At 62.5% G+C, this 19,758-nt stretch carries 25 protein-coding genes; 18 read left to right on the top strand and 7 right to left on the bottom strand.

Translation table 11 applies throughout. The features are described from left to right. The first annotated feature begins 27 nt into the window (after window positions 1-27). The 18 genes from rpsN (at window position 28) to ACSQ3E_RS12330 (ending at window position 12,470) form a co-directional block, all read left to right on the top strand. Window positions 28-333 (top strand): 30S ribosomal protein S14, encoded by a 306-nt coding sequence (rpsN, locus tag ACSQ3E_RS12415; RefSeq protein WP_115732100.1) that lies wholly within the window; start codon window positions 28-30, stop codon window positions 331-333. Window positions 334-345: 12 nt separating this feature from the next. Then, window positions 346-744: a 30S ribosomal protein S8 gene (gene rpsH, locus ACSQ3E_RS12410; RefSeq protein WP_067961896.1), complete on the top strand. Its 399-nt coding sequence runs from the start codon at window positions 346-348 to the stop codon at window positions 742-744. A gap of 35 nt (window positions 745-779) precedes the next feature. After that, window positions 780-1,313 carry a 50S ribosomal protein L6 gene (gene rplF, locus ACSQ3E_RS12405; protein WP_310328898.1) on the top strand — a complete coding sequence of 178 codons (534 nt, stop codon included), beginning with the start codon at window positions 780-782 and terminating at the stop codon, window positions 1,311-1,313. Between the two features lie 87 nt (window positions 1,314-1,400). Continuing rightward, window positions 1,401-1,760 carry a 50S ribosomal protein L18 gene (gene rplR / locus ACSQ3E_RS12400; RefSeq protein WP_055976445.1) on the top strand — a complete coding sequence of 120 codons (360 nt, stop codon included), beginning with the start codon at window positions 1,401-1,403 and terminating at the stop codon, window positions 1,758-1,760. A 128-nt stretch (window positions 1,761-1,888) separates the two neighbouring features. Beyond that, window positions 1,889-2,458: a 30S ribosomal protein S5 gene (gene rpsE, locus ACSQ3E_RS12395; RefSeq protein WP_067961902.1), complete on the top strand. Its 570-nt coding sequence runs from the start codon at window positions 1,889-1,891 to the stop codon at window positions 2,456-2,458. Between the two features lie 28 nt (window positions 2,459-2,486). Continuing rightward, the gene (rpmD, locus tag ACSQ3E_RS12390; RefSeq protein WP_067961904.1) at window positions 2,487-2,684 is read left to right on the top strand and encodes a 50S ribosomal protein L30; all 198 of its coding nucleotides are present in this window, start codon (window positions 2,487-2,489) and stop codon (window positions 2,682-2,684) included. A 21-nt stretch (window positions 2,685-2,705) separates the two neighbouring features. Continuing rightward, window positions 2,706-3,179 (top strand): 50S ribosomal protein L15, encoded by a 474-nt coding sequence (gene rplO, locus ACSQ3E_RS12385; RefSeq protein WP_115732099.1) that lies wholly within the window; start codon window positions 2,706-2,708, stop codon window positions 3,177-3,179. Between the two features lie 133 nt (window positions 3,180-3,312). Then, the gene (secY, locus tag ACSQ3E_RS12380; protein ID WP_310328904.1) at window positions 3,313-4,653 is read left to right on the top strand and encodes a preprotein translocase subunit SecY; all 1,341 of its coding nucleotides are present in this window, start codon (window positions 3,313-3,315) and stop codon (window positions 4,651-4,653) included. After that, window positions 4,650-5,240, top strand: coding sequence for an adenylate kinase (locus ACSQ3E_RS12375; RefSeq protein WP_310328906.1), 591 nt, complete (start codon window positions 4,650-4,652; stop codon window positions 5,238-5,240). The genes secY and ACSQ3E_RS12375 overlap by 4 nt, the downstream gene beginning before the upstream one ends. A gap of 188 nt (window positions 5,241-5,428) precedes the next feature. Continuing rightward, entirely contained in the window at window positions 5,429-5,797 is a 369-nt protein-coding gene (gene rpsM / locus ACSQ3E_RS12370) for a 30S ribosomal protein S13 (RefSeq protein ID WP_055976458.1), read from the top strand. 130 nt (window positions 5,798-5,927) lie between these two features. After that, complete coding sequence (gene rpsK, locus ACSQ3E_RS12365; protein ID WP_055976460.1) at window positions 5,928-6,317, top strand: 30S ribosomal protein S11; 390 nt, start codon at window positions 5,928-5,930, stop codon at window positions 6,315-6,317. Between the two features lie 96 nt (window positions 6,318-6,413). Continuing rightward, window positions 6,414-7,424 carry a DNA-directed RNA polymerase subunit alpha gene (locus tag ACSQ3E_RS12360; protein WP_055976463.1) on the top strand — a complete coding sequence of 337 codons (1,011 nt, stop codon included), beginning with the start codon at window positions 6,414-6,416 and terminating at the stop codon, window positions 7,422-7,424. 109 nt (window positions 7,425-7,533) lie between these two features. Further along, the gene (gene rplQ, locus ACSQ3E_RS12355) at window positions 7,534-7,962 is read left to right on the top strand and encodes a 50S ribosomal protein L17 (RefSeq protein ID WP_067961913.1); all 429 of its coding nucleotides are present in this window, start codon (window positions 7,534-7,536) and stop codon (window positions 7,960-7,962) included. A gap of 196 nt (window positions 7,963-8,158) precedes the next feature. After that, window positions 8,159-9,640 (top strand): DegQ family serine endoprotease, encoded by a 1,482-nt coding sequence (locus ACSQ3E_RS12350; RefSeq protein ID WP_436122915.1) that lies wholly within the window; start codon window positions 8,159-8,161, stop codon window positions 9,638-9,640. Window positions 9,641-9,700: 60 nt separating this feature from the next. Beyond that, window positions 9,701-11,011, top strand: coding sequence for a replication-associated recombination protein A (locus tag ACSQ3E_RS12345; RefSeq protein WP_436122914.1), 1,311 nt, complete (start codon window positions 9,701-9,703; stop codon window positions 11,009-11,011). A gap of 286 nt (window positions 11,012-11,297) precedes the next feature. Further along, the gene (locus ACSQ3E_RS12340) at window positions 11,298-11,618 is read left to right on the top strand and encodes an ArsR/SmtB family transcription factor (protein ID WP_409014722.1); all 321 of its coding nucleotides are present in this window, start codon (window positions 11,298-11,300) and stop codon (window positions 11,616-11,618) included. Then, window positions 11,611-12,039, top strand: coding sequence for a YeeE/YedE family protein (locus ACSQ3E_RS12335; RefSeq protein WP_436122913.1), 429 nt, complete (start codon window positions 11,611-11,613; stop codon window positions 12,037-12,039). The genes ACSQ3E_RS12340 and ACSQ3E_RS12335 overlap by 8 nt, the downstream gene beginning before the upstream one ends. A 2-nt stretch (window positions 12,040-12,041) precedes the next feature. Further along, the gene (locus ACSQ3E_RS12330; protein ID WP_436122912.1) at window positions 12,042-12,470 is read left to right on the top strand and encodes a DUF6691 family protein; all 429 of its coding nucleotides are present in this window, start codon (window positions 12,042-12,044) and stop codon (window positions 12,468-12,470) included. Between the two features lie 56 nt (window positions 12,471-12,526). On the opposite strand, the gene ACSQ3E_RS12325 is transcribed toward ACSQ3E_RS12330, so the two are convergent. The 7 genes from ACSQ3E_RS12325 to ACSQ3E_RS12295 all read right to left on the bottom strand — a co-directional run bounded on the left by ACSQ3E_RS12325 (window position 12,527) and on the right by ACSQ3E_RS12295 (window position 19,718). Further along, a complete protein-coding gene (locus tag ACSQ3E_RS12325; protein ID WP_436122981.1) occupies window positions 12,527-13,147 on the bottom strand; it encodes a class I SAM-dependent methyltransferase in 621 nt (206 codons plus the stop codon). 357 nt (window positions 13,148-13,504) lie between these two features. Continuing rightward, complete coding sequence (locus ACSQ3E_RS12320) at window positions 13,505-14,320, bottom strand: MBL fold metallo-hydrolase (protein WP_436122911.1); 816 nt, start codon at window positions 14,318-14,320, stop codon at window positions 13,505-13,507. A gap of 4 nt (window positions 14,321-14,324) precedes the next feature. Further along, window positions 14,325-15,107 (bottom strand): TatD family hydrolase, encoded by a 783-nt coding sequence (locus ACSQ3E_RS12315; protein ID WP_436122910.1) that lies wholly within the window; start codon window positions 15,105-15,107, stop codon window positions 14,325-14,327. 11 nt (window positions 15,108-15,118) lie between these two features. After that, on the bottom strand, window positions 15,119-16,660 hold the full coding sequence (gene metG, locus ACSQ3E_RS12310) for a methionine--tRNA ligase (RefSeq protein WP_436122909.1): 1,542 nt from the start codon (window positions 16,658-16,660) through the stop codon (window positions 15,119-15,121). Between the two features lie 86 nt (window positions 16,661-16,746). Beyond that, window positions 16,747-17,802, bottom strand: coding sequence for a DNA polymerase III subunit delta' (locus tag ACSQ3E_RS12305; protein ID WP_436122980.1), 1,056 nt, complete (start codon window positions 17,800-17,802; stop codon window positions 16,747-16,749). Beyond that, a complete protein-coding gene (gene tmk, locus ACSQ3E_RS12300) occupies window positions 17,799-18,470 on the bottom strand; it encodes a dTMP kinase (protein ID WP_436122908.1) in 672 nt (223 codons plus the stop codon). Before tmk ends, ACSQ3E_RS12305 begins: the two co-directional genes overlap by 4 nt. Window positions 18,471-18,584: 114 nt before the next feature. Next, window positions 18,585-19,718: a D-alanyl-D-alanine carboxypeptidase family protein gene (locus ACSQ3E_RS12295; protein WP_436122979.1), complete on the bottom strand. Its 1,134-nt coding sequence runs from the start codon at window positions 19,716-19,718 to the stop codon at window positions 18,585-18,587. Window positions 19,719-19,758 lie beyond the last annotated feature (40 nt).

Raw genomic sequence — 19,758 nt, 5'->3', positions numbered from 1 at the left:
CGGCAGCGAGAAAAGGAAAAATCTGAAATGGCAAAGACCAGCTCAGTCGAGAAGAACAATCGGCGCCGTAAGCTTGTGGACCAGTACGCTGCCAAGCGTCAGGCCCTCAAGGACGTCATCATGGATCAGTCCAAGCCGATCGAGGAACGCTTCCGCGCGCAGCTCAAGCTCGCCGCGCTGCCGCGCAACTCGGCCAAGATCCGTATCCGTAATCGCTGCGAAGTGACGGGCCGCCCGCGCGCCTACTATCGCAAGCTTAAGATGTCGCGTATCGCGCTTCGCGACCTGGGCTCGATCGGGGCGATCCCCGGTCTGGTCAAGTCGAGCTGGTAAGGAGCATTTGACATGTCTTTGAGTGATCCTCTCGGCGATATGCTGACCCGCATCCGCAATGCCTATGGCCGCAAGAAGTCGACCGTGTCGACGCCTGCGTCCAGGCTGCGCGCCCGTGTTCTCGACGTGCTGAAGGCGGAAGGCTACATCCGCGACTACAGCCAGACCGACTTCGAAAACGGCAAGTCCGAGATCGAAATCGAGCTGAAGTACTTCGACGGCCAGCCGGTTATCCGCGAAATCGCCCGCGTCTCCAAGCCGGGCCGCCGCGTGTACGTCTCGTCCAAGTCGATTCCGCCTGTTGCCAATGGCCTCGGCATCTCGATCCTTTCGACCCCGAAGGGCGTGATGGCCGACCACGAAGCGCGCGAACAGAACGTCGGCGGGGAAATCCTCTGCCAGATCTTCTGATCTGCCTAGGCTGAAACAAGAAAGGCACGAGGACTATGTCTCGTATTGGCAAGAAACCCGTTCAGCTTCCGCAGGGCGTTACCGCTTCCGTCGACGGCCAGACCGTCACGGCTAAGGGCCCCAAGGGCGAGCTGAAGTTCGTGGTCAACAACGAAGTTCTGGTGACGATGGAAGGCAGCGAGATCGCTGTTCAGCCGCGCGACCAGTCGAAGGACGCGCGCTCCAAGTGGGGCATGTCGCGGACCCAGATCGTCAACATCCTGACCGGTGTTAAGGACGGCTTCGAAAAGAAGCTCGAGATCACCGGCGTCGGTTACCGTGCAGCGCTCCAGGGCAAGAACCTGCAGCTGGCACTTGGCTTCTCGCACGACGTCGTCTATCAGACGCCGGAAGGCATCACCATCACGGTGCCGAAGCCTACCGAAATCGTGGTCAACGGCATCAACAAGCAGCAGGTTGGCCAGGTTGCTGCCGAGATCCGCGAATATCGCGGTCCCGAGCCCTACAAGGGTAAGGGCGTACGCTATGCAGGCGAGAAGATCGTCCGCAAAGAAGGCAAGAAGAAGTAATAACAACGCCGCGGTGCGCGGTCGCGGGAAGCATTTGGGCTTACCGCAGATGGCCGCGCCCGTTTCAGAAGGCAAGGAACACTTACTATGGCTTCGAAAGAAACCACTCTGCGCCGTTCGGCGCGCATCCGCCGACAGATCAAGAAGGTCGCAAACGGCCGTCCGCGCCTGTCGGTTCACCGCACGTCGAAGAACATCTATGTTCAGGTCATCGACGACGCCAATGGCCGTACGCTCGCTGCCGCTTCGACCCTCGAGAAGGATCTCAAGGGCTCGCTCAAGACCGGCGCCGACACTGCTGCTGCAACCGCAGTTGGCAAGCTGATCGCCGAGCGCGCTTCGAAGGCTGGCGTCAAGGACGTCGTTTTCGATCGTGGCGCCTACATCTATCACGGCCGCATCAAGGCACTTGCCGAGGCTGCGCGTGAAGGTGGTCTCAACTTCTGATGCAGTTTACGGCGTAGCGCGCGGCGCTGCGCCGCATCTGTGATCAGTTGCAATAAATCCGGCGACGCTATAGACGCCGGATTTGGTTTTTAACCCCCGTGCTTCCGGAAAAAAATAAGGATAGGAATATGGCACAAGAACGTAGGGAAGGTGGTCGCGACCGTAGCCGTGACCGCGAAGAGCGCGACAGCGAGTTCGTCGATAAGCTCGTCCACATCAACCGCGTTGCCAAGGTCGTCAAGGGCGGCCGGCGTTTCGGTTTTGCAGCACTCGTCGTTGTCGGCGACCAGAAGGGCCGCGTTGGCTTTGGTCACGGCAAGGCACGCGAAGTGCCGGAAGCGATCCGCAAGGCAACCGAATCGGCCAAGCGCGACATGATTTTCGTGCCGCTCCGCTCGGGCCGTACGCTGCACCACGATGTTGAAGGCCGTTGGGGCGCTGGTCGCGTTCTGCTGCGCTCTGCCAAGCAGGGTACCGGCATCATCGCCGGCGGTCCTATGCGCGCTGTCTTCGAGACGCTCGGCATGCACGACGTCGTCGCCAAGTCGATGGGTTCGTCGAACCCGTACAACATGGTTCGTGCGACCTTCGATGCGCTGAAGAGCCAGATGCATCCTAAGGATGTGGCTGCACAGCGCGGCATCAAGTATTCGACGCTTCAGGCCCGCCGCGGCACCGCCGTTGCGGCCGAAGAATAGTCGCTCGAGCTGACCAGGGACAATGACCATGGCCAAGAAAGCAACCAAGACCATCACCGTCGAGCAGATCGGTAGCCCGATCCGTCGTCCGAAGGAACAGCGTGCAACGCTGGTCGGCCTCGGCCTCAACAAGATGCATCGCAAGCGCACGCTGGAGGATACTCCTTCGGTGCGTGGCATGATCGCAGCTGTCCAGCACCTCGTCCGCGTTGTGGACGAGGCGTAAGCCGAGCGCAGGAGATAGAAGATGAAACTCAACGATCTGCGTGACAACGCCGGCGCGACCCACTCCAAGAAGCGTCTTGGCCGTGGCATCGGTTCCGGCTCCGGCAAGACCGGCGGCCGCGGCGTGAAGGGCCAGAAGGCTCGTTCGGGCGTCGCGATCAACGGCTTCGAGGGTGGCCAGATGCCGCTCTATCGTCGCCTGCCGAAGCGCGGCTTCACCAACATTTTCGCCAAGAGCTACAACACCGTTTCGCTGGCCCGCATCCAGGTCGCGATCGATGCCAAGAAGCTCGATGCGAAAGAGACCGTGACGGCGGAAGCCCTCGTCAAGGCCGGCGTGATTCGCCGCGTCAAGGACGGCGTCCGCATCCTCGGCGACGGCGAACTCAAGGCCAAGGTGGCCTTCGACGTTGCCGGCGCTTCCAAGCCGGCGATCGAGAAGATCGAAAAGGCTGGAGGATCGGTGAAGCTGCCTGAAGTGGCAGCCGCCGAGTAAAAGGCTTTGCAAAGTAAGCGGCGGTAGAGATACCGCCGCTTGCATGTTTGCCTCCCGGAGCCTATCTCGTGGCTTCGGTGACACGCGCCGCGCCCATCGCGGCATTTTGGCGTGACCAAGCGGAGTACCCTGAATGGCATCGGCTGCTGAACAACTAGCATCCAATCTGAATTTCGCAGCCTTCGCCAAGGCCGAAGACCTCAAGAAGCGTATCTGGTTCACGCTTGGCGCGCTGCTGGTCTACCGCCTCGGTACCTACATCCCGCTTCCGGGAATCAATCCCGACGCATTCGCGCAGGCTTTCACCCAGCAGAGCCGCGGCGTCCTTGGCATCTTCAACATGTTCGCCGGCGGCGCCGTGCAGCGCATGGCGATCTTTGCCCTGGGCATCATGCCCTACATCTCCGCCTCCATCATCATGCAGCTCATGACGTCGGTCGTTCCGTCGCTTGAAGCGCTGAAGAAGGAAGGCGAGCAGGGCCGCAAGATCATCAACCAGTACACCCGCTACGGCACCGTGCTTTTGGCCGTCGTTCAGGCCTATGGCATTTCCGCCGGCCTTGAAGGCGGCAACGGCATCGTCACCGATCCTGGCATGTTCTTCCGCGCCTCGACGGTCATCACGCTTGTCGGCGGCACCATGTTCCTGATGTGGCTCGGCGAGCAGATCACCGCGCGCGGCATCGGCAACGGCATTTCACTGATCATCTTTGCTGGCATCGTCGCAGGCCTTCCGAGCGCCATCAGCGGCACGTTGGAGCTTGGTCGCACCGGCGCTCTTTCGACCGGCCTGATTCTCGCGATCATCGTCCTTGCGATCGTCGTCATCGCGCTCATCGTCTTCTTCGAGCGTGCCCAGCGCCGCCTTCTGATCCAGTATCCGAAGCGCCAGGTCGGCAACCGCATGTTCCAGGGCGATACGTCGCACCTGCCGCTGAAGCTGAACACCGCAGGCGTTATTCCTCCGATCTTCGCTTCGTCGCTGCTGCTTCTGCCGGCAACGGTTGCGGGCTTCTCGAACACCGCCACGCTGCCCGGTTGGGTGAGCACGATGATGGCCGCTCTCGGTCATGGTCAGCCGCTCTACATGCTGCTTTACGCCGCGATGATCGTCTTCTTTGCCTTCTTCTACACGGCAATCGTCTTCAATCCGAAGGACACGGCCGATCAGCTGAAGAAGCATTCGGGCTTCATCCCGGGCTATCGCCCTGGCGAGCGCACGGCAGAATATATCGACTACGTGCTGACCCGCGTCACCGTCATCGGCGCTGCCTACCTGGTCGTCATCTGCTTGATGCCCGAGTTCCTGATTTCGGCAACCGGCGTTCCGTTCTACCTTGGTGGTACTTCGCTTCTGATCGTGGTCAATGTAACCCTTGATACCGTGGCGCAGATTCAGGGTCACCTGATCGCCCACCAGTACGAGGGGCTGATCAAGAAGTCGAAGCTCCGTGGAGGTAAGAGGGGAAGATGAAGCTTATATTGCTGGGACCGCCCGGGGCGGGGAAGGGCACTCAGGCGCAGAGGCTGGTCGAAAAGCACGGCATCCCTCAGCTTTCCACCGGTGACATGTTGCGGGCCGCAGTGAAGGCCGAAACGGATGTCGGCAAGCGCGCCAAGGCCGTTATGGACGCCGGCGAGCTGGTTTCGGACGAAATCGTCAACGCGATCGTCGCCGAGCGAATCGACCAGGACGACTGCGCGAAAGGATTCATCCTCGACGGTTATCCACGCACGCTGGCGCAAGCCGATGCAGTCGCCGACATGCTGGCCGAGCGCGGCCTGCATCTCGACGTGGTCATCGAGCTCGTCGTCGACGACAAGGCACTCGTTGGCCGGATCCTGAAGCGCGCCGAAGAAGCACAGGCTGCTGGCCAGCCGGTTCGCAAGGACGACAACGCCGAGGTGTTCGAAGAACGGCTGCGCGAGTACTACAAGAAGACCGCGCCGCTGATCGGCTACTACTACGCCAATGACCTGCTTAAGCAGGTCGACGGCATGGCCGACATGGACGACGTGACCACGCAGATCGAAGCTGTCATCGCTGCGGTCACGCACTAAAAACAGCCATCGCGCTTGACTGGCGGGCCGTACTGGAGTATGGCGGCCCGTCTTCCATTCAGGCATGATGTTGTTTGCCCGTTAGGGTGCAAAGTCATATTGATACGGAAAACCCGCATGGGCCGGCCTCCACCGGACGCGGGGCAACTTGAAGCGCCGGCACAGTCCGGCCCAAATGGAGTGAGAAAATGGCTCGTATAGCCGGCGTTAACATCCCGACCAACAAGCGCGTTGTGATCGCGCTTCAGTACATTCACGGCATTGGCAAGAAGTTCGCCCAGGAGATCGTCGAGAAGGTCGGCATCCCGGCTGAGCGTCGCGTCAACCAGCTGACCGATGCTGAAGTCCTGTCGATCCGCGAAACCATCGATCGCGACTACCAGGTCGAAGGCGATCTGCGCCGCGAAGTTTCGATCAACATCAAGCGTCTGATGGACCTCGGCTGCTACCGCGGCCTGCGTCACCGTCGTTCGCTCCCGGTCCGTGGCCAGCGTACGCACACCAATGCGCGCACCCGCAAGGGCCCGGCCAAGGCAATTGCCGGCAAGAAGAAGTAATTTCGTTCCCGGCGGGTTTTGGCCCGCCGGTTTCGCCTTTTATGGGCGGGTGTTCGGCCTGACACCTTAAACGCAGGCTGGTGTAGCCGCTGGTATTACGGCGGTGAAGAGATCAACTGAAAGGACTACCATGGCTAAGGAAGCCGCTCGCGTTCGTCGTCGCGAACGCAAGAACATCTCGTCGGGCGTTGCCCACGTGAATTCGACCTTCAACAACACCATGATCACCATCTCCGATGCACAGGGCAACACGATTGCCTGGTCGTCGGCTGGTGCACAGGGCTTCAAGGGTTCGCGCAAGTCGACCCCGTTCGCTGCCCAGATGGCTGCCGAAGACTGCGCCAAGAAGGCCCAGGAACACGGCATGCGCATGCTCGAAGTCGAAGTCTGCGGTCCGGGTTCGGGTCGTGAATCGGCTCTGCGCGCGCTCCAAGCTGCGGGTTTCACCATCACGTCGATCCGCGACGTGACGCCGATCCCGCACAACGGCTGCCGCCCGCGCAAGAAGCGTCGCGTCTAAATATTTCACCCCGCGCGAGCGCCATTGGCGCTCGTTTGCGGTTTCCAGGTCGCCCGCCACGATTGGATGGTGGCGGGGCAACGGAAGGAAGCGAATATGATCCAGAAAAACTGGCAGGAACTGATCAAGCCAAACAAGATCGAGTTCTCGTCCAAGAAGAAGACGCTGACCACGCTCGTCGCCGAGCCGCTCGAGCGTGGCTTCGGCCTGACGCTGGGCAACGCGCTCCGTCGCGTGCTGCTGTCGTCGCTTCGCGGCGCTGCCGTCACTGCCGTCCAGATCGACGGCGTGCTGCATGAGTTCTCGTCCATCGGCGGCGTTCGTGAAGACGTCACCGATATCGTGCTCAACATCAAGGAAATCGCCATCCGCATGGAAGGCGACGGCCCGAAGCGCATGGTCGTTCGCAAGCAGGGCCCCGGTGCCGTGCTCGCTGGCGACATCCAGACGGTCGGCGACGTCGAGATCCTGAACCCCGATCACGTCATCTGCACGCTCGACGAGGGCGCGGAGATCCGTATGGAGTTCACCGTCGACACCGGCAAGGGCTACGTCCCGGCTGAACGCAACCGCGCTGAAGACGCTCCGATCGGTCTCATCCCGGTCGACAGCCTCTACTCGCCGGTCAAGAAGGTTTCGTACAAGGTCGAGAACACCCGCGAGGGCCAGGTTCTGGACTACGACAAGCTGACCATGACCATCGAGACCGACGGTTCGATCACCGGCGAGGACGCAGTGGCTTTCGCTGCTCGCATCCTGCAGGACCAGCTTGCCCTGTTCGTCAACTTCGACGAGCCGCAGAAGGAAGTTGCAGCCGAGGCCGTTACAGAGCTCGCCTTCAACCCGGCGCTGCTCAAGAAGGTCGACGAACTGGAGCTTTCGGTCCGTTCAGCCAACTGCCTCAAGAACGACAACATCGTTTACATCGGCGACCTGATCCAGAAGACGGAAGCAGAAATGCTGCGTACTCCGAACTTCGGCCGCAAGTCGCTCAACGAGATCAAAGAAGTTCTGGCCGCAATGGGCCTGCACCTCGGTATGGAAGTGCAGGACTGGCCGCCGGAGAACATCGAAGACCTCGCCAAGCGATACGAAGACCAGTACTAAGACCACCTAGTCGAGCATGGTTCCGAGGACCGGATATTCCGGTCCGACGGCCTTGCGGAAAACCATCAGAGGCCGTGGCCTCTTGAACAACTGAAGAAGGAAAAGAGCCATGCGTCACGGTTTTAAAGGCCGCCGCTTCGCCCGCAGCGTAAGCCACCGCAAGTCCATGTTCGCCAACCTCTCGGTCTCGCTTATCGAGCACGAGCAGATCGTGACCACGCTCGAAAAGGCGAAGGACCTGCGTCCGATCGTCGAGAAGCTGGTGACGCTCGGCAAGCGCGGCGACCTGCATGCCCGCCGCCAGGTGATCGCCCAGATCGGCAACGAGAACGTCGTGAAGCGTCTGTTCGACGTCGTCGCGCCGCGTTACGCCACCCGCAACGGCGGCTACCTGCGCATCATGAAGGCTGGATTCCGCCGCGGTGACAACGCCGCGATGGCCGTCATCGAGTTCGTCGATCGCGACACCTCGGCCAAGGGCGCCGGCGACCGCGTTCGCCTCGAAGCCGAAGCTGCCAACGAAGCTGAAGCTGCATAAGCTGTCTGCACCGTTGATTTGAACCGAAGGGGCCCTCGTGGCCCCTTTTGTTTTGGGCAATCGCCCGTAAGCCTGCAGCGGTTCTTTCGCATTGCGCGCCAACTATGCGGAAATAACCGCTTTCACGCGCATACAGCCTTTCAATTTGCACAATCGTCACGACAATGGCGCCGACTTAGACGTTGGAGGATTCGCAATGCGTGCGAAACGTTATTTGCTGCTTGCGCTGTGTGCCTGGATGGCCGTTGCAGGTGGTGTCTCTGCCCAGGAGGCGACCAAGCCCGCCGAGGATCCCGGCCTGTCGGATGTGCTGACCGACCTGTTGAACGGCGGCAAGGACGGCACGGCCACGCCTGGCCCCGACCGTCGTGTGCCCTTTGGCCGCGAGGAGATGCAGCTGTCGTTTGCGCCGCTGGTCAAGGATACGGCTGCCGCGGTGGTCAACGTCTACGCCTCCAAGCAGGTGAAGGCGCGTTCGCCCTTTGAAGGCGATCCTTTCTTCGAACAGTTCTTCGGCCGCGGCGCGCCGCGCAACCGCTCCTCGCTCGGTTCCGGCGTGCTGGTCGATGCCAGTGGCATCGTCGTCACCAACAATCACGTCGTCCAGGACGCCGACCAGGTGAAGGTCGCGCTGTCGGATGGCCGCGAGTTCACCTCCAAGGTTCTGCTCAAGGACGACTCGCTCGATCTCGCGGTGCTGAAGATCGATTCCGACAAGCCGTTTCCGACGATCGCCATCGGCGATTCCGATGCGCTGCAGGTCGGTGATCTGGTGCTCGCCATCGGCAACCCGTTCGGTGTCGGCCAGACCACGACCAGCGGCATCGTCTCGGCACTGGCCCGCACGCATATCGGCGTGTCCGATTCCGGCTTCTTCATCCAGACCGACGCCGCCATCAATCCGGGCAATTCGGGTGGTGCGCTAATCAACATGGGCGGCCAACTCATCGGCATCAACACGGCAATCTTCAGCCGCACCGGCGGCTCGATCGGCATCGGCTTCGCCATTCCTTCCAACATGGTGCGGGCTTTCACCGAAGCAGCGAAGGGCGGCGCGGAGTTCTTCGAGCGGCCGTTCATCGGCGCCTCGTTCGAGCCTGTGACGCCGCAGATCGCAGAATCGCTTGGCATGGATCATCCCGCCGGCGCGCTTATCTCGTCAGTCGACGAGAACGGCCCTGCGGCACGCGCCGGCCTCAAGCCCGGCGACGTCGTGCTGTCGTTCAACGGTGCTGCGATCGAGCATATGGAAGCGCTCGACTATCGCCTGGCGACCCAGCCGATCGGCGGCAAGGCGACGCTATCGGTGCTGACCAAGGGCGAGGAGAAGGCGGTTGAGGTGGCGCTCGAGCGCGCGCCTGAAGGCGCCAGCACGAACGAGGTCCTGCTGGGTGGCCGCAGCCCGTTTGCCGGCGCCAAGGTCGCCGTGCTGTCGCCGCGGCTAGCCCAGCGCCTGCGCGTTGCGACCGACACCAAGGGTGTGGTGATTGTCGGCGTCGATGGCGGTTCGGCCGCTGCCGGCTTCGGCTTCCAGGCGGGTGACATCGTGCGCGAGCTCAACGGCGAGACCATCGACACCGCCGAGAAACTCAAGCAGCTTGCCGAGGAAGATACGCGCTGGTGGCGCTTCACCGTCGAGCGCGACGGCCGCATCATGCGGCAGATGCTGCGCTACTGAGACGCTGACCATGCTCGAAAAGCTCGCGGCATGGTGCTGGATCGCGGGGAGGGCTATTCGATGAGCTCTCTCTTCGACGAGTTTGTGCCGCGCCCGCTTGCCGAGACATTGCGGCCGCAAAGCCTCAGCGAGGTCATCGGACAGGACCATATCCTCGGGCCCGACGGCCCGATCGGGCGCATGGTCAAGTCGAAGAAGGCGTCGTCGTTCATCCTGTGGGGGCCACCGGGCGTCGGCAAGACGACCATCGCAAGGCTGGTGGCGAAGGAAATCGGCCTCGACTTCGTCCAGCTCTCGGCTGTTCTCTCTGGCGTTGCCGACCTCAGGAAGGTCGTCGACGCCGCCAGGCAGCTGCGCAGCGGGGCAGGGCGCCAGACCGTGGTGTTCGTCGACGAGCTCCACCGCTTCAACAGGACCACCCAGGACGCGCTGCTGCCGCATGTCGAGGACGGCACCATTGTCCTGATCGGCGCGACGACGGAGAACCCGAGCTTCAGCCTGGTAGCCGCGCTGCTGTCGCGTGCAAAAGTCTACACGCTCAAGCGCTTCGAAAAGCCTGACCTTGCCATCCTGGCCGAGCGCGCCGAGGCACATGCCGGCAGGAAACTGCCGCTGGACGCCGACGCGCGCGACACACTTTTGACCATGGCGGACGGGGACGGTCGTTATCTGATCGGGCTCTGCGAGGAGCTGCTCGCTCTGCCTTCCGGTGTGGTGCTTGATGTCGCGGGTCTCGCCGAGACAGTGCAGAAGAGGGCGCCGGTCTACGACAAGGGGCAGGAAGAGCACTACAACCTGCTCAGCTGCTTCCACAAGAGCCTGCGCGGCAGCGATGTGCAGGCGTCGCTCTATTGGGCGGCGCGCATGGTTGTCGGCGGCGAATCTCCCGCCACGATCTTCCGTCGCTTGGCTTGCGCGGCATCGGAAGACGTCGGCATGGCCGATCCGCAGGCGATGCCGCAGGTCATCGCCGCCTGGACTGCGTTCGAGCGGGTAGGGTGGCCGGAAGGGCGCCTGTTCATGGCCCAGGCGATCACCTATGTGGCGACGGCGCCCAAGTCGAACGCCTCCTACATGGGCTTCAACCAGGCTATAGCCATGGCGCAGCAGACAGGCTCGCTGGCACCGCCCAAGCACATCCTCAACGCCCCGACGAAGCTGATGAAAGAACTCGGCTACCACGAGGGCTACAAATACGATCACGACTATCCCGATGCGTTTTCGGGGCAGGAGTTCATGCCGGATGAGCTCGCCGGGGCGAACCGTCCGGAATTCTACGCGCCGAATGAACGCGGCTTCGAACGCGACATCAAGAAGCGGCTCGAGTTCTGGGCGCGCAACAAGGCCAACCGCAACCAGTCCGACGACTAGCCCTCTGCTGGCCGTCCGTTGAGCATTTTTCCCGGACGCGAGCTCGACCACTGATCAAATTAGGACGCGACAAACGCCGGAGGCGTAGGCGTCTCGCGTCAACTCGATACATATAAAATATCGATTGCAAAAAAATGCAATCGTGTTTACGTAAGCATTGTGGCTGAGGCGTTGCGATGAGCGCCGTAAGCGAAGCGCCTGATCTGGCCGATGGCGATCCGGGCAGGTGGATTCCCGAACCAAGGTCGACATCGTGAACCTCGAACCCGACAAAGCGCTGTCTGAACTGCTTGAACGGGCAGGGGAAGCTTCGGAATTTCTGAAGAAGCTCGCCAACCCCAACCGCCTGATGATCGTCTGCGCGCTTGTCGACGGTGAGCGTTCGGTGCGCGATCTCGAAGACAGCCTCGGCATACGCCAGCCAGGCCTGTCGCAGCAGCTCGCCGAGTTGCGCGACGCCGGACTGATCGCCGGGCGCAAGGAATCGAAGTCGGTCTTCTATCGCCTGGCCGACGAGCGCGTCGCGGAGATCGTTGCGCTGCTCTACCGCATGTTCTGCGCGCCGAAAGCCTGGACAAATCCAAACGAAAGCAGGAACGATGACTGAATTCACGCCCATCGCATCCACCGTCGGCGGCGCCCTGATCGGCCTCTCGGCTGTCCTGCTGATGGCCTGGGAAGGGCGCATTGCCGGCATCAGCGGCATCGCCAGCCGCCTGTTGCCGCCATACGCTGACAGTGCCTTTCTGTCGCGCTTGGGCTTCGTTCTTGGCCTGGTCGCCGCGCCACTGGTCTATGTGCTGGCGACCGGCAACGGGGTGCTCCAGACAGTCTCCTCGAACCTGCCGCTGATGGCCGTTGCCGGCCTGCTGGTTGGTTTCGGTTCGGCCTATGGCAGCGGCTGCACCAGCGGGCACGGCGTCTGCGGGCTGTCGCGGCTCTCCATTCGTTCGCTGGCGGCGACCATCACCTTCATGGCCACGGGCTTCGCCACCGTCTTCATCGTCCGGCACGTTCTGGGAGCCTGACCATGTCCTTTGTCGTCAATCTCGCGCTTGGCCTGCTGTTCGGCCTAGGGCTCGTCGTTTCAGGCATGTCCGACCCGGCCAAGGTGCTGAACTTCCTTGATCTGTTCGGCACCTGGGATCCGTCTCTGGCCTTCGTCATGGGCGGCGCCGTCGTCACCGCATTCATCGGCTACCGACTTGTCTTCAAGCGCCAAAAGCCGTTGGCCGCAGCCTCGTTCCAGCTGCCGGCCAAAAAGGAGATCGACCGTCCGCTTCTCCTGGGATCGGCCATCTTCGGCATCGGCTGGGGCCTTGGCGGCTTTTGCCCCGGGCCGGCACTGACGGCAGCCACGCTCGGAGCCGCCGGCACCTATGCCTTCCTGCCGGCAATGTTTGTCGGCATGTGGCTCGCCAGGATACTTGCGTCCAGGCGCGCCGCGGCAGCGGCGTGACCTGCTGCCGCGCTGCCGCGGCGATCCAGAAATAGCTAATACGGGCAGGGTGGTCGTCAGCCCTGTTTTCGGAATGTGCTGAATTGGAAGAGCTGCACGCTGTCCCACGGCGTCCTGTGTTCGTGGCGGCGGGTGTCGATCAGCTCGAAGCTGCCACCCAGCAACTTGCCGATGCTGTCGGCGTCGTGCCTGACGATCGGCAGCCCGCTGCATTTCTCTGGACCGTCGGGCGCGAAGGTGCCGATGATCGCATGGCCACCAGCTTTCAGCGCGCGCTTCAAGACAGCCTTGTAGGCGGCCTGATCTGCGACGGTGGTGAGGAAATGGAATGCAGCGCGGTCATGCCAGATGTCGTAGCGGCGGTCCGGCTGCCAGGCCGTCACGTCACTACGGATCCAGCTGACATGGCTTGCGTCCGGTCCGAGGCGCGCGCGGTCGGCATCGAGTGCAACCCGTGAGATGTCGAGCACGGTGACATCGTCAAAGCCTCGGCTGATCAACGCGTCAACCAGATGCGAAGCGCCGGCGCCAATGTCGACGATTGCCGCGTCAGGCGTAGCCCCAGCAAGCCCGAGCAGCGTCAGCGACGGCTCCGGCGTCTGCTGGAACCAGCTGACCTGATCTTCCGTCTTGGTCCGATAGATAGTTTCCCAATGAGAGGTGCGATCATCGCTCACAGCACAGCTCCGGTCATCCTGGCACACCCAGCCAGTTTGCACGGTTTGGACGCCAAAGGGGACATCGTTTGGTGCTTCCAGCAAGCATGTTAAAAAGTCGCATAAGATAGATTATGGAACTAGAATGGCCCACTGAAGCGCTGTTTGGCTGGCTTTCTCGTGAACTCCCGCCATCAGCAAGCTTGCACAGATCGGTCGATCCGACCAATGGTGCCTCACGGTTCGATGCAAACACGACGAGCCGGTGGGCTGCAGGTGCGCCGAGTTGCGGCCTATCGCGCCTTTGGTCGTCAGAGATGCCGGTTCAGGCTTCGCGGCCCACGCATTGACGCCTGCGCGCATCAAGCAGCCCGCTTATCACCCTGACGGATAAGGCATTTCGATCGTCATGCCGTCATAGGCCGGTTCGACATGCGCCGGCGTGGCGTCCATGACAGCGGTATAATCCAGCGGCACATGCATATGCGTCAGCACGGCATTGGCGGGCTTGAGCCTCTCGATCCACGCCAGCGCCTCAGACAGTGACAGATGGCTGACATGCGGCCTGTGCTGCAATGCGTCGACGACAAGAAGTTCCAGGCCCGTCATCAATGCCGCCGTGGGCTCTGGAAAGTCGCTGACGTCGGAACAATAGGCCAGCGGCCCAACGCGGAAGCCGAGGGAGATGATGTCGCCATGGATCTGCGGCAGCGGCAGAAAGGTGAGGGCACCCCCCTCTCCCGTTATGACGAACGGCTGGTCGTGCGCGATGATGTGCGGCCGCACGATCGGCGGATATGAGCTGCCTGGCGGCGTTTCGATGCAGTAGCCAAAAGCCTGTTTCAGCCTGTCGAGCGTGAAATCGTCCGCCCAGATGTCGACCAGGCTGCCGCGCTCGAGCACATAGCCTCGGAGGTCGTCGATCCCATGGATATGGTCGGCATGCGGGTGCGTGTAGACCACGCCGTCGATGTGGCGAACGCCGGCGGCCAGCATCTGGGCGCGAAAATCCGGCCCCGTGTCGATGACGACGCGCGTGACGCCGGCATCGGAAATGCGCTCGACCATGGCCGCCGCGCGCGTGCGCCTGTTCCTAGGGTTTGTGGGGTCGCAGGCGCCCCAGTCGCCGGTGATGCGCGGCGTGCCTGGCGAAGAGCCGCAGCCCAGAATGGTGAGGCGCAGCACGTCGGCCATGGCGTCAGGCTGGCCTCGGCATCTTGGTGAACAGCCGGAAGAAATTGGCCGTGGTGATATCGGCGATTTCGGCAGCGCTGACGCCGATGGTTTCAGCCAGCACTGCAGCCGTCTGGGCCACGAAGGCCGGCTCGTTGCGCTTGCCGCGATGCGGCGGCGGCGCAAGGTACGGCGCATCGGTTTCGACCAGCAGCCGGTCGCGCGGAACGTCCTTGGCGATCTCGCGCAGCTCGGCCGAGTTCTTGAACGTCAGAATGCCGGAGAACGAGACATAGCCGCCAAGCTCGACGCCAATGCGTGCCAGCTCAGCCCCCGACGAGAAGCAGTGCAGGATGAAGGGGAAGGCGCCCTTCCCCATTTCGTCCCTGAGAATTTCAGCCATGTCGTCGTCGGCGGCACGGGCGTGTATGACCAGCGGCAAGCCGGTTTCACGCGACGCGGCGATATGCACACGCAACCCTTGCGCCTGGGCGTCGCGCGGCGACTTGTCGTAATAATAGTCGAGGCCGGCCTCGCCGATCGCCACCACTTTCGGGTGCGCGGCCAACCTGACGAGATCGGCCGTGGTCACGTCGAGCTCTTCGGCGGCGTTGTGCGGATGGGTGCCGACGGAGCAGAAAACCTCGTCGAATTCCTCAGCGATCGCAAGGATTTGCTCGAAGCGCTTCACGCGCGTCGAGATTGTGACCATGCGCTCGACGCCCGCGGCCTTGGCGCGCGCGATGATCTGCGCGCGCTCCTCGGCGAAATCGGGAAAGTCGAGATGGCAGTGACTGTCGACCAACATTTCGGCCGGCCTCAGCTTTCCGTCGCCTGTTCGACATAGCGCGGGAACACCGGCTGCGGCGCCGGCAGAGCCGCACCCGAAACCAGCGCATGCGCGGCGTCGACATGGACGAAGTCCCGGTCAGTAACGGCAAGCAGGTCGAGCAGCTTGGCCGCCGAAGCCGGAATGAACGGCTGGCACATGATGCCGACGCGGCGGATCACCTCTGCGGTGGTCCACAGCACCGTCTCCATGCGCGCCGGATCGGTCTTCTTCAGCGCCCAGGGCTCCTGTGCCGCGAAGTAGCGATTGGCCTCGGCAACGACGGCGAAGATCGCGGCAAGGGCGTGGTGGATGCCCTGCTCCGCCATCGCCTTGCGCGCGGTCGCCAGCGCGGCTGTGGCCTGGTCGAGGATCGCCTTGTCGGCATCAGTCAGTTCGCCGCGCTGCGGCACCACGCCATTGCAGTTCTTGGCGATCATCGACAGCGAGCGCTGCGCCAGATTGCCCAGATCGTTGGCGAGGTCCGCATTGGTGCGGTTGACGATCGCCTCATGGCTGTAGCTGCCGTCCTGGCCGAACGGAACCTCGCGCAGCAGGAAGTAGCGCACCTGGTCGAGACCATAGTGCTCCACCATGGTGAACGGATCGACGACGTTGCCGAGCGACTTCGACATCTTCTCGCCGCGGTTGAACAAGAAGCCGTGGCCGAACACCCGCTTCGGCAGCTCGATGCCGGCCGACATCAGGAAAGCCGGCCAGTAGACGGCGTGGAAGCGCACGATGTCCTTACCGATGATGTGCACTGCAGGCCAGTAGGCCCACTTCTCGGCGCTGGTATCAGGATAGCCAAGCGCGGTGATGTAGTTGGTCAGCGCGTCGACCCAGACATACATCACGTGCTTGTCGTCGCCAGGCACCGGCACGCCCCAGTCGAAGGTTGTGCGCGAGATCGACAGGTCCTTCAGGCCCGAGCGGACGAAGCTTGCAACCTCGTTGCGGCGTTCGTTGGGGCCGATGAAGTCGGGCTGTTTGTCGTAGAGCGCCAGCAGCTTGTCCTGATAGGCGGACAGGCGGAAGAAATAGCTCTCTTCCTCGACCCATTCGACCGGCGTGCCCTGCGGGCCGTAGCGAACATTGTCAGGACGGACTTCGGTCTCTTCCTCGCCGTAATAGGCTTCGTCGCGCACCGAATACCAGCCGGCATAGCTGCTCTTGTAGATGTCGCCCTTCTCCGCCATCGCCTTCCAGATAGCCTGGGAGGCAGCGTAGTGGCGCTCTTCGGTGGTGCGGATAAAATCGTCGTTCGACGCATTCAGAAGTGTTGCCATCTTCTTGAATTCGTTCGAATTGCGATCAGCCAGCTCGCGCGCGGTGATGCCCTCGCGAGTGGCCGTCTGCAGCATCTTGATGCCGTGCTCGTCAGTGCCGGTGAGGAAAAACACATCCTTGCCGTCATGGCGCTGGAAGCGTGCGAGCGCGTCGGTGGCGATCAGCTCGTAGGCATGGCCGATATGCGGCTTGCCGTTGGGATAGGAGATCGCGGTCGTGATGTAGAATTTTTCGCGGGACATGGATGGGCCGTCATGAATGTCGGATTGAAAGGGTCGCGGTCAGATAACGCATCGGCATGGCGATAGCCATCCGGCTCGGACGAGCGTCACATTCGCAATGCGGCATTCAAGCGGTCGATCATGGCCAGGACGTGTTGTTTCTTGTCGAGATTGTAGGTCTCGGTCTCGGATATCGCGTTTTGGGCGTCGTGCCAAGCATCGGACAAGGCGTTGGCCCGCGAAAGGTCGGAGTTGTAGGCGGCTTCCGCCGCCGTATCCGACAGCAGGTCGAGCGCGCGGCGATTAAAGACGTCGAACTGGATCGCGCTGTCCCTGCCCGCTACCGCGTCGGCAAGCTTGTGCGCAGCACCGATGTCGTTGCGTCCCGACTGTACGATCTTGTCCAGTGCCTCGGCGATCTCCAGCCCGCCATACTGGGTAAGAAGGACTGCTGCGCGAACACTTCCCCCTGCCCGCTGCACCAGTGAAGCGCGCGCCTCGGGTTCATCCGGCGCAGGCTGGTCGGTACCGGCAAGGGCTGCCAGCAGCGCGTTGTCGTCGAGCGGGGTCAGGCGAATGGTCTGGCAGCGCGAACGGATCGTCGGCAAAAGGCTTCCGGGCGCATGCACGATCAGGATGAACAGCGTGCGTGCCGGCGGCTCCTCGAGGTTCTTCAGCAGCGCATTGGCGGCATTGGTGTTCATGTCGTCGGCAGGATCGACGATGACGACACGGTAGGCGCCATCATGCGAGGTCATCGACAGGAAGCGCGACACCTTTCGGATCTCGTCGACTGTCACGACCGACTTGAAACCCTTGGTCTTGTCGTTCTGCGGCCGTGTCAGGTGCAGCACCGAAGGATGCGCGCCGGTGGCGACCTGTCGGAACAGTCCCGACCTCGGGTCTGGATCCGCCAGTTCTTCCGGCGCGCTGCGATAGTCGGGATACCGCAACAGGTGGTTGGCGAGATGAAAGGCCAGCGTCGCCTTGCCGATGCCGACCGGCCCGGCGAGGATCAAAGCGTGTGGCAGCTTGCCCGAGCGGTAGGCGGCGGTCAGCATCGCGATCGCCTGCTCGTGGCCGAATAGCCGCGGGTTTTCTGCGGGCTCGGCTATGCCGTCGAGCGTGTCGTGCTGTTCGGGGGCGATACGTTCGAACATCAGGCGTCAGCCCTCGCCCGGCTGCCGGCCGTGGCGCGCGCCTCAAGGGCCGCGAACACCGCGTCGGTGATCTGGTGCTCGACCTCTTCCTGGTCCTTCGCCGCGTCGATCAGGATGCAGCGCTCGGGTTCGTTCTCGGCAATTGCCAGATAGGCTTCGCGCCGGCGCTGGTGGATCTCGACCGTTTCCTTTTCGAAACGGTCAGCCACATCCTGTCCGCGCCTGGCGGTGGCGCGCCGCAGGCCTTCGGTCGGGTCGAGATCGAGGATCAGCGTCATGTCGGGCATCATGCCGTTGATGGCCACGCGCTCGACCGCCGCCATGAAATCGGGATCGAGATCGCCTGTTACGCCTTGATAGACGCGCGACGAATCAAGGAAGCGGTCGCACAGCACGATCGCGCCGCGTTCGACGGCCGGGCGGATCACCTGCTCGACATGGTCGGAGCGGGCAGCGGCAAACAGCAGCGCTTCCATTTCCGGCCCGAATGGCTCGGCGGCACCCGACAACAGCACATGGCGCACTGCTTCAGCACCAGGCGAGCCGCCGGGCTCACGCGTGACCACAATGTCGTAGCGCTTGTCGCGAAGCTTGCTGGCCAGGCGCTCGATCTGGGTCGACTTGCCCGCGCCCTCGCCGCCTTCGAATGTGATGAAGAAGCCGCGCGCCAATCCAATGCCTTTCTGTCCGCTGCACCGCACGTCATGCCGCACGAACGGCCTTACGGCATATCTTTATGTAGGTGCCGAAGCTCTAGCGTCGAGAGCACCAAAGGTCCACCCGAACTATCTGAGCCAGCCGACAGCGAGCTCCTTGACCGCGTCAAGCGCACGGCTCTGCAACGAACCGACTTCGACCGCCTCGGCAGCGTACAGCGGCGTTTCCTGGCTCAGCGTGTCGCCGATCCAGACCTTGAGCGAGCCGATCGGCGTGCCCTGGGCGATCGGTGCCGCCACCGGGCCGTCATAGACGATGCGGGCGACAAGCCGCTCGCGATTGGTGATCGGCAGGAACAGCGAGATCGGCTTCTGGGCCACCAGGGCGACATGCGACTTGGTGCCGCCAAACACCTGCGCTTCACCGACAGTCTCGTTGGCGGCGAAGATTTCCGACTTCTCGAACGAGCGCATGCCCCAGTCGAGCAGCTTGCGCGCTTCTTCCGAGCGCTCGCGGTCGCTGGCAAGCCCGGCCATGGCGGCAAACAGCCGCCTGCCCTCGCGGTTGATCGAGCCGACGATGGCAAAGCCCTCGCCTTCGGTGAAGCCGGCAGCCATGCCGTCGGCACCGATGTCCATGGTGATGAGCGGATTGCGGTTGCGCTGCAGGATCTTGTTCCAGTTGAACTCCGGCAGGCTGTAGTAGCGATAGAACTCGGGATAGGTGCGCCAGATGTGCAGGCCGAGCTCGGCGAGTTCACGCACCGTGGTGGTCTGGCCGGGCGCCGGCAGGCCGGTCGAGTTAACGAATGTCGATTTTGTGAGGCCTATCTCGCGGGCGCGCTCGGTCATTTGCAGGGCGAAATTGGCCTCCGAGCCAGCCATGCCTTCGGCAAGCACGATGCAGCCGTCATTGGCGAGCTGTACGGTGACGCCCTGGATCAGATCCTCGATGCGGATTTGCGACTTTACCGCTGCAAACATCGTCGAGGCTCGTGATGCTGCACCACCTGTGCGCCAGGCGTTTTCGCTCACCGCAAAGGTGTCGTCGAGCTTGTAGCGGCCGGACTTGATGGCGTTGAACACCACTTCCATGGTCATCAGCTTGGCCAGCGAGGCCGGCGCCATCGGCTTGTCGGGATCTTTCGAAAACAGCACCGTGCCGGTTTCGGCATCGATCATGTAGGCTTGGGTGGCCTTGGTCTCGAAAAGCTGGGCGTGCGCCTGTCCTGCGAAGACAAGCGCTGCAAGCAGACCGATCATCAAGCTGAGCGGCGCGGATGGTCTGAAATTCATGAGAGAT

Source organism: Aminobacter sp. LjRoot7, assembly GCF_964252895.1.
GTDB classification, from domain to species: Bacteria; Pseudomonadota; Alphaproteobacteria; order Rhizobiales; family Rhizobiaceae; genus Aminobacter; species Aminobacter aminovorans_B.
The sequence above is the reverse complement of the archived record's forward strand: the minus strand, read 5'-3'. Positions and strand labels throughout refer to the sequence as shown.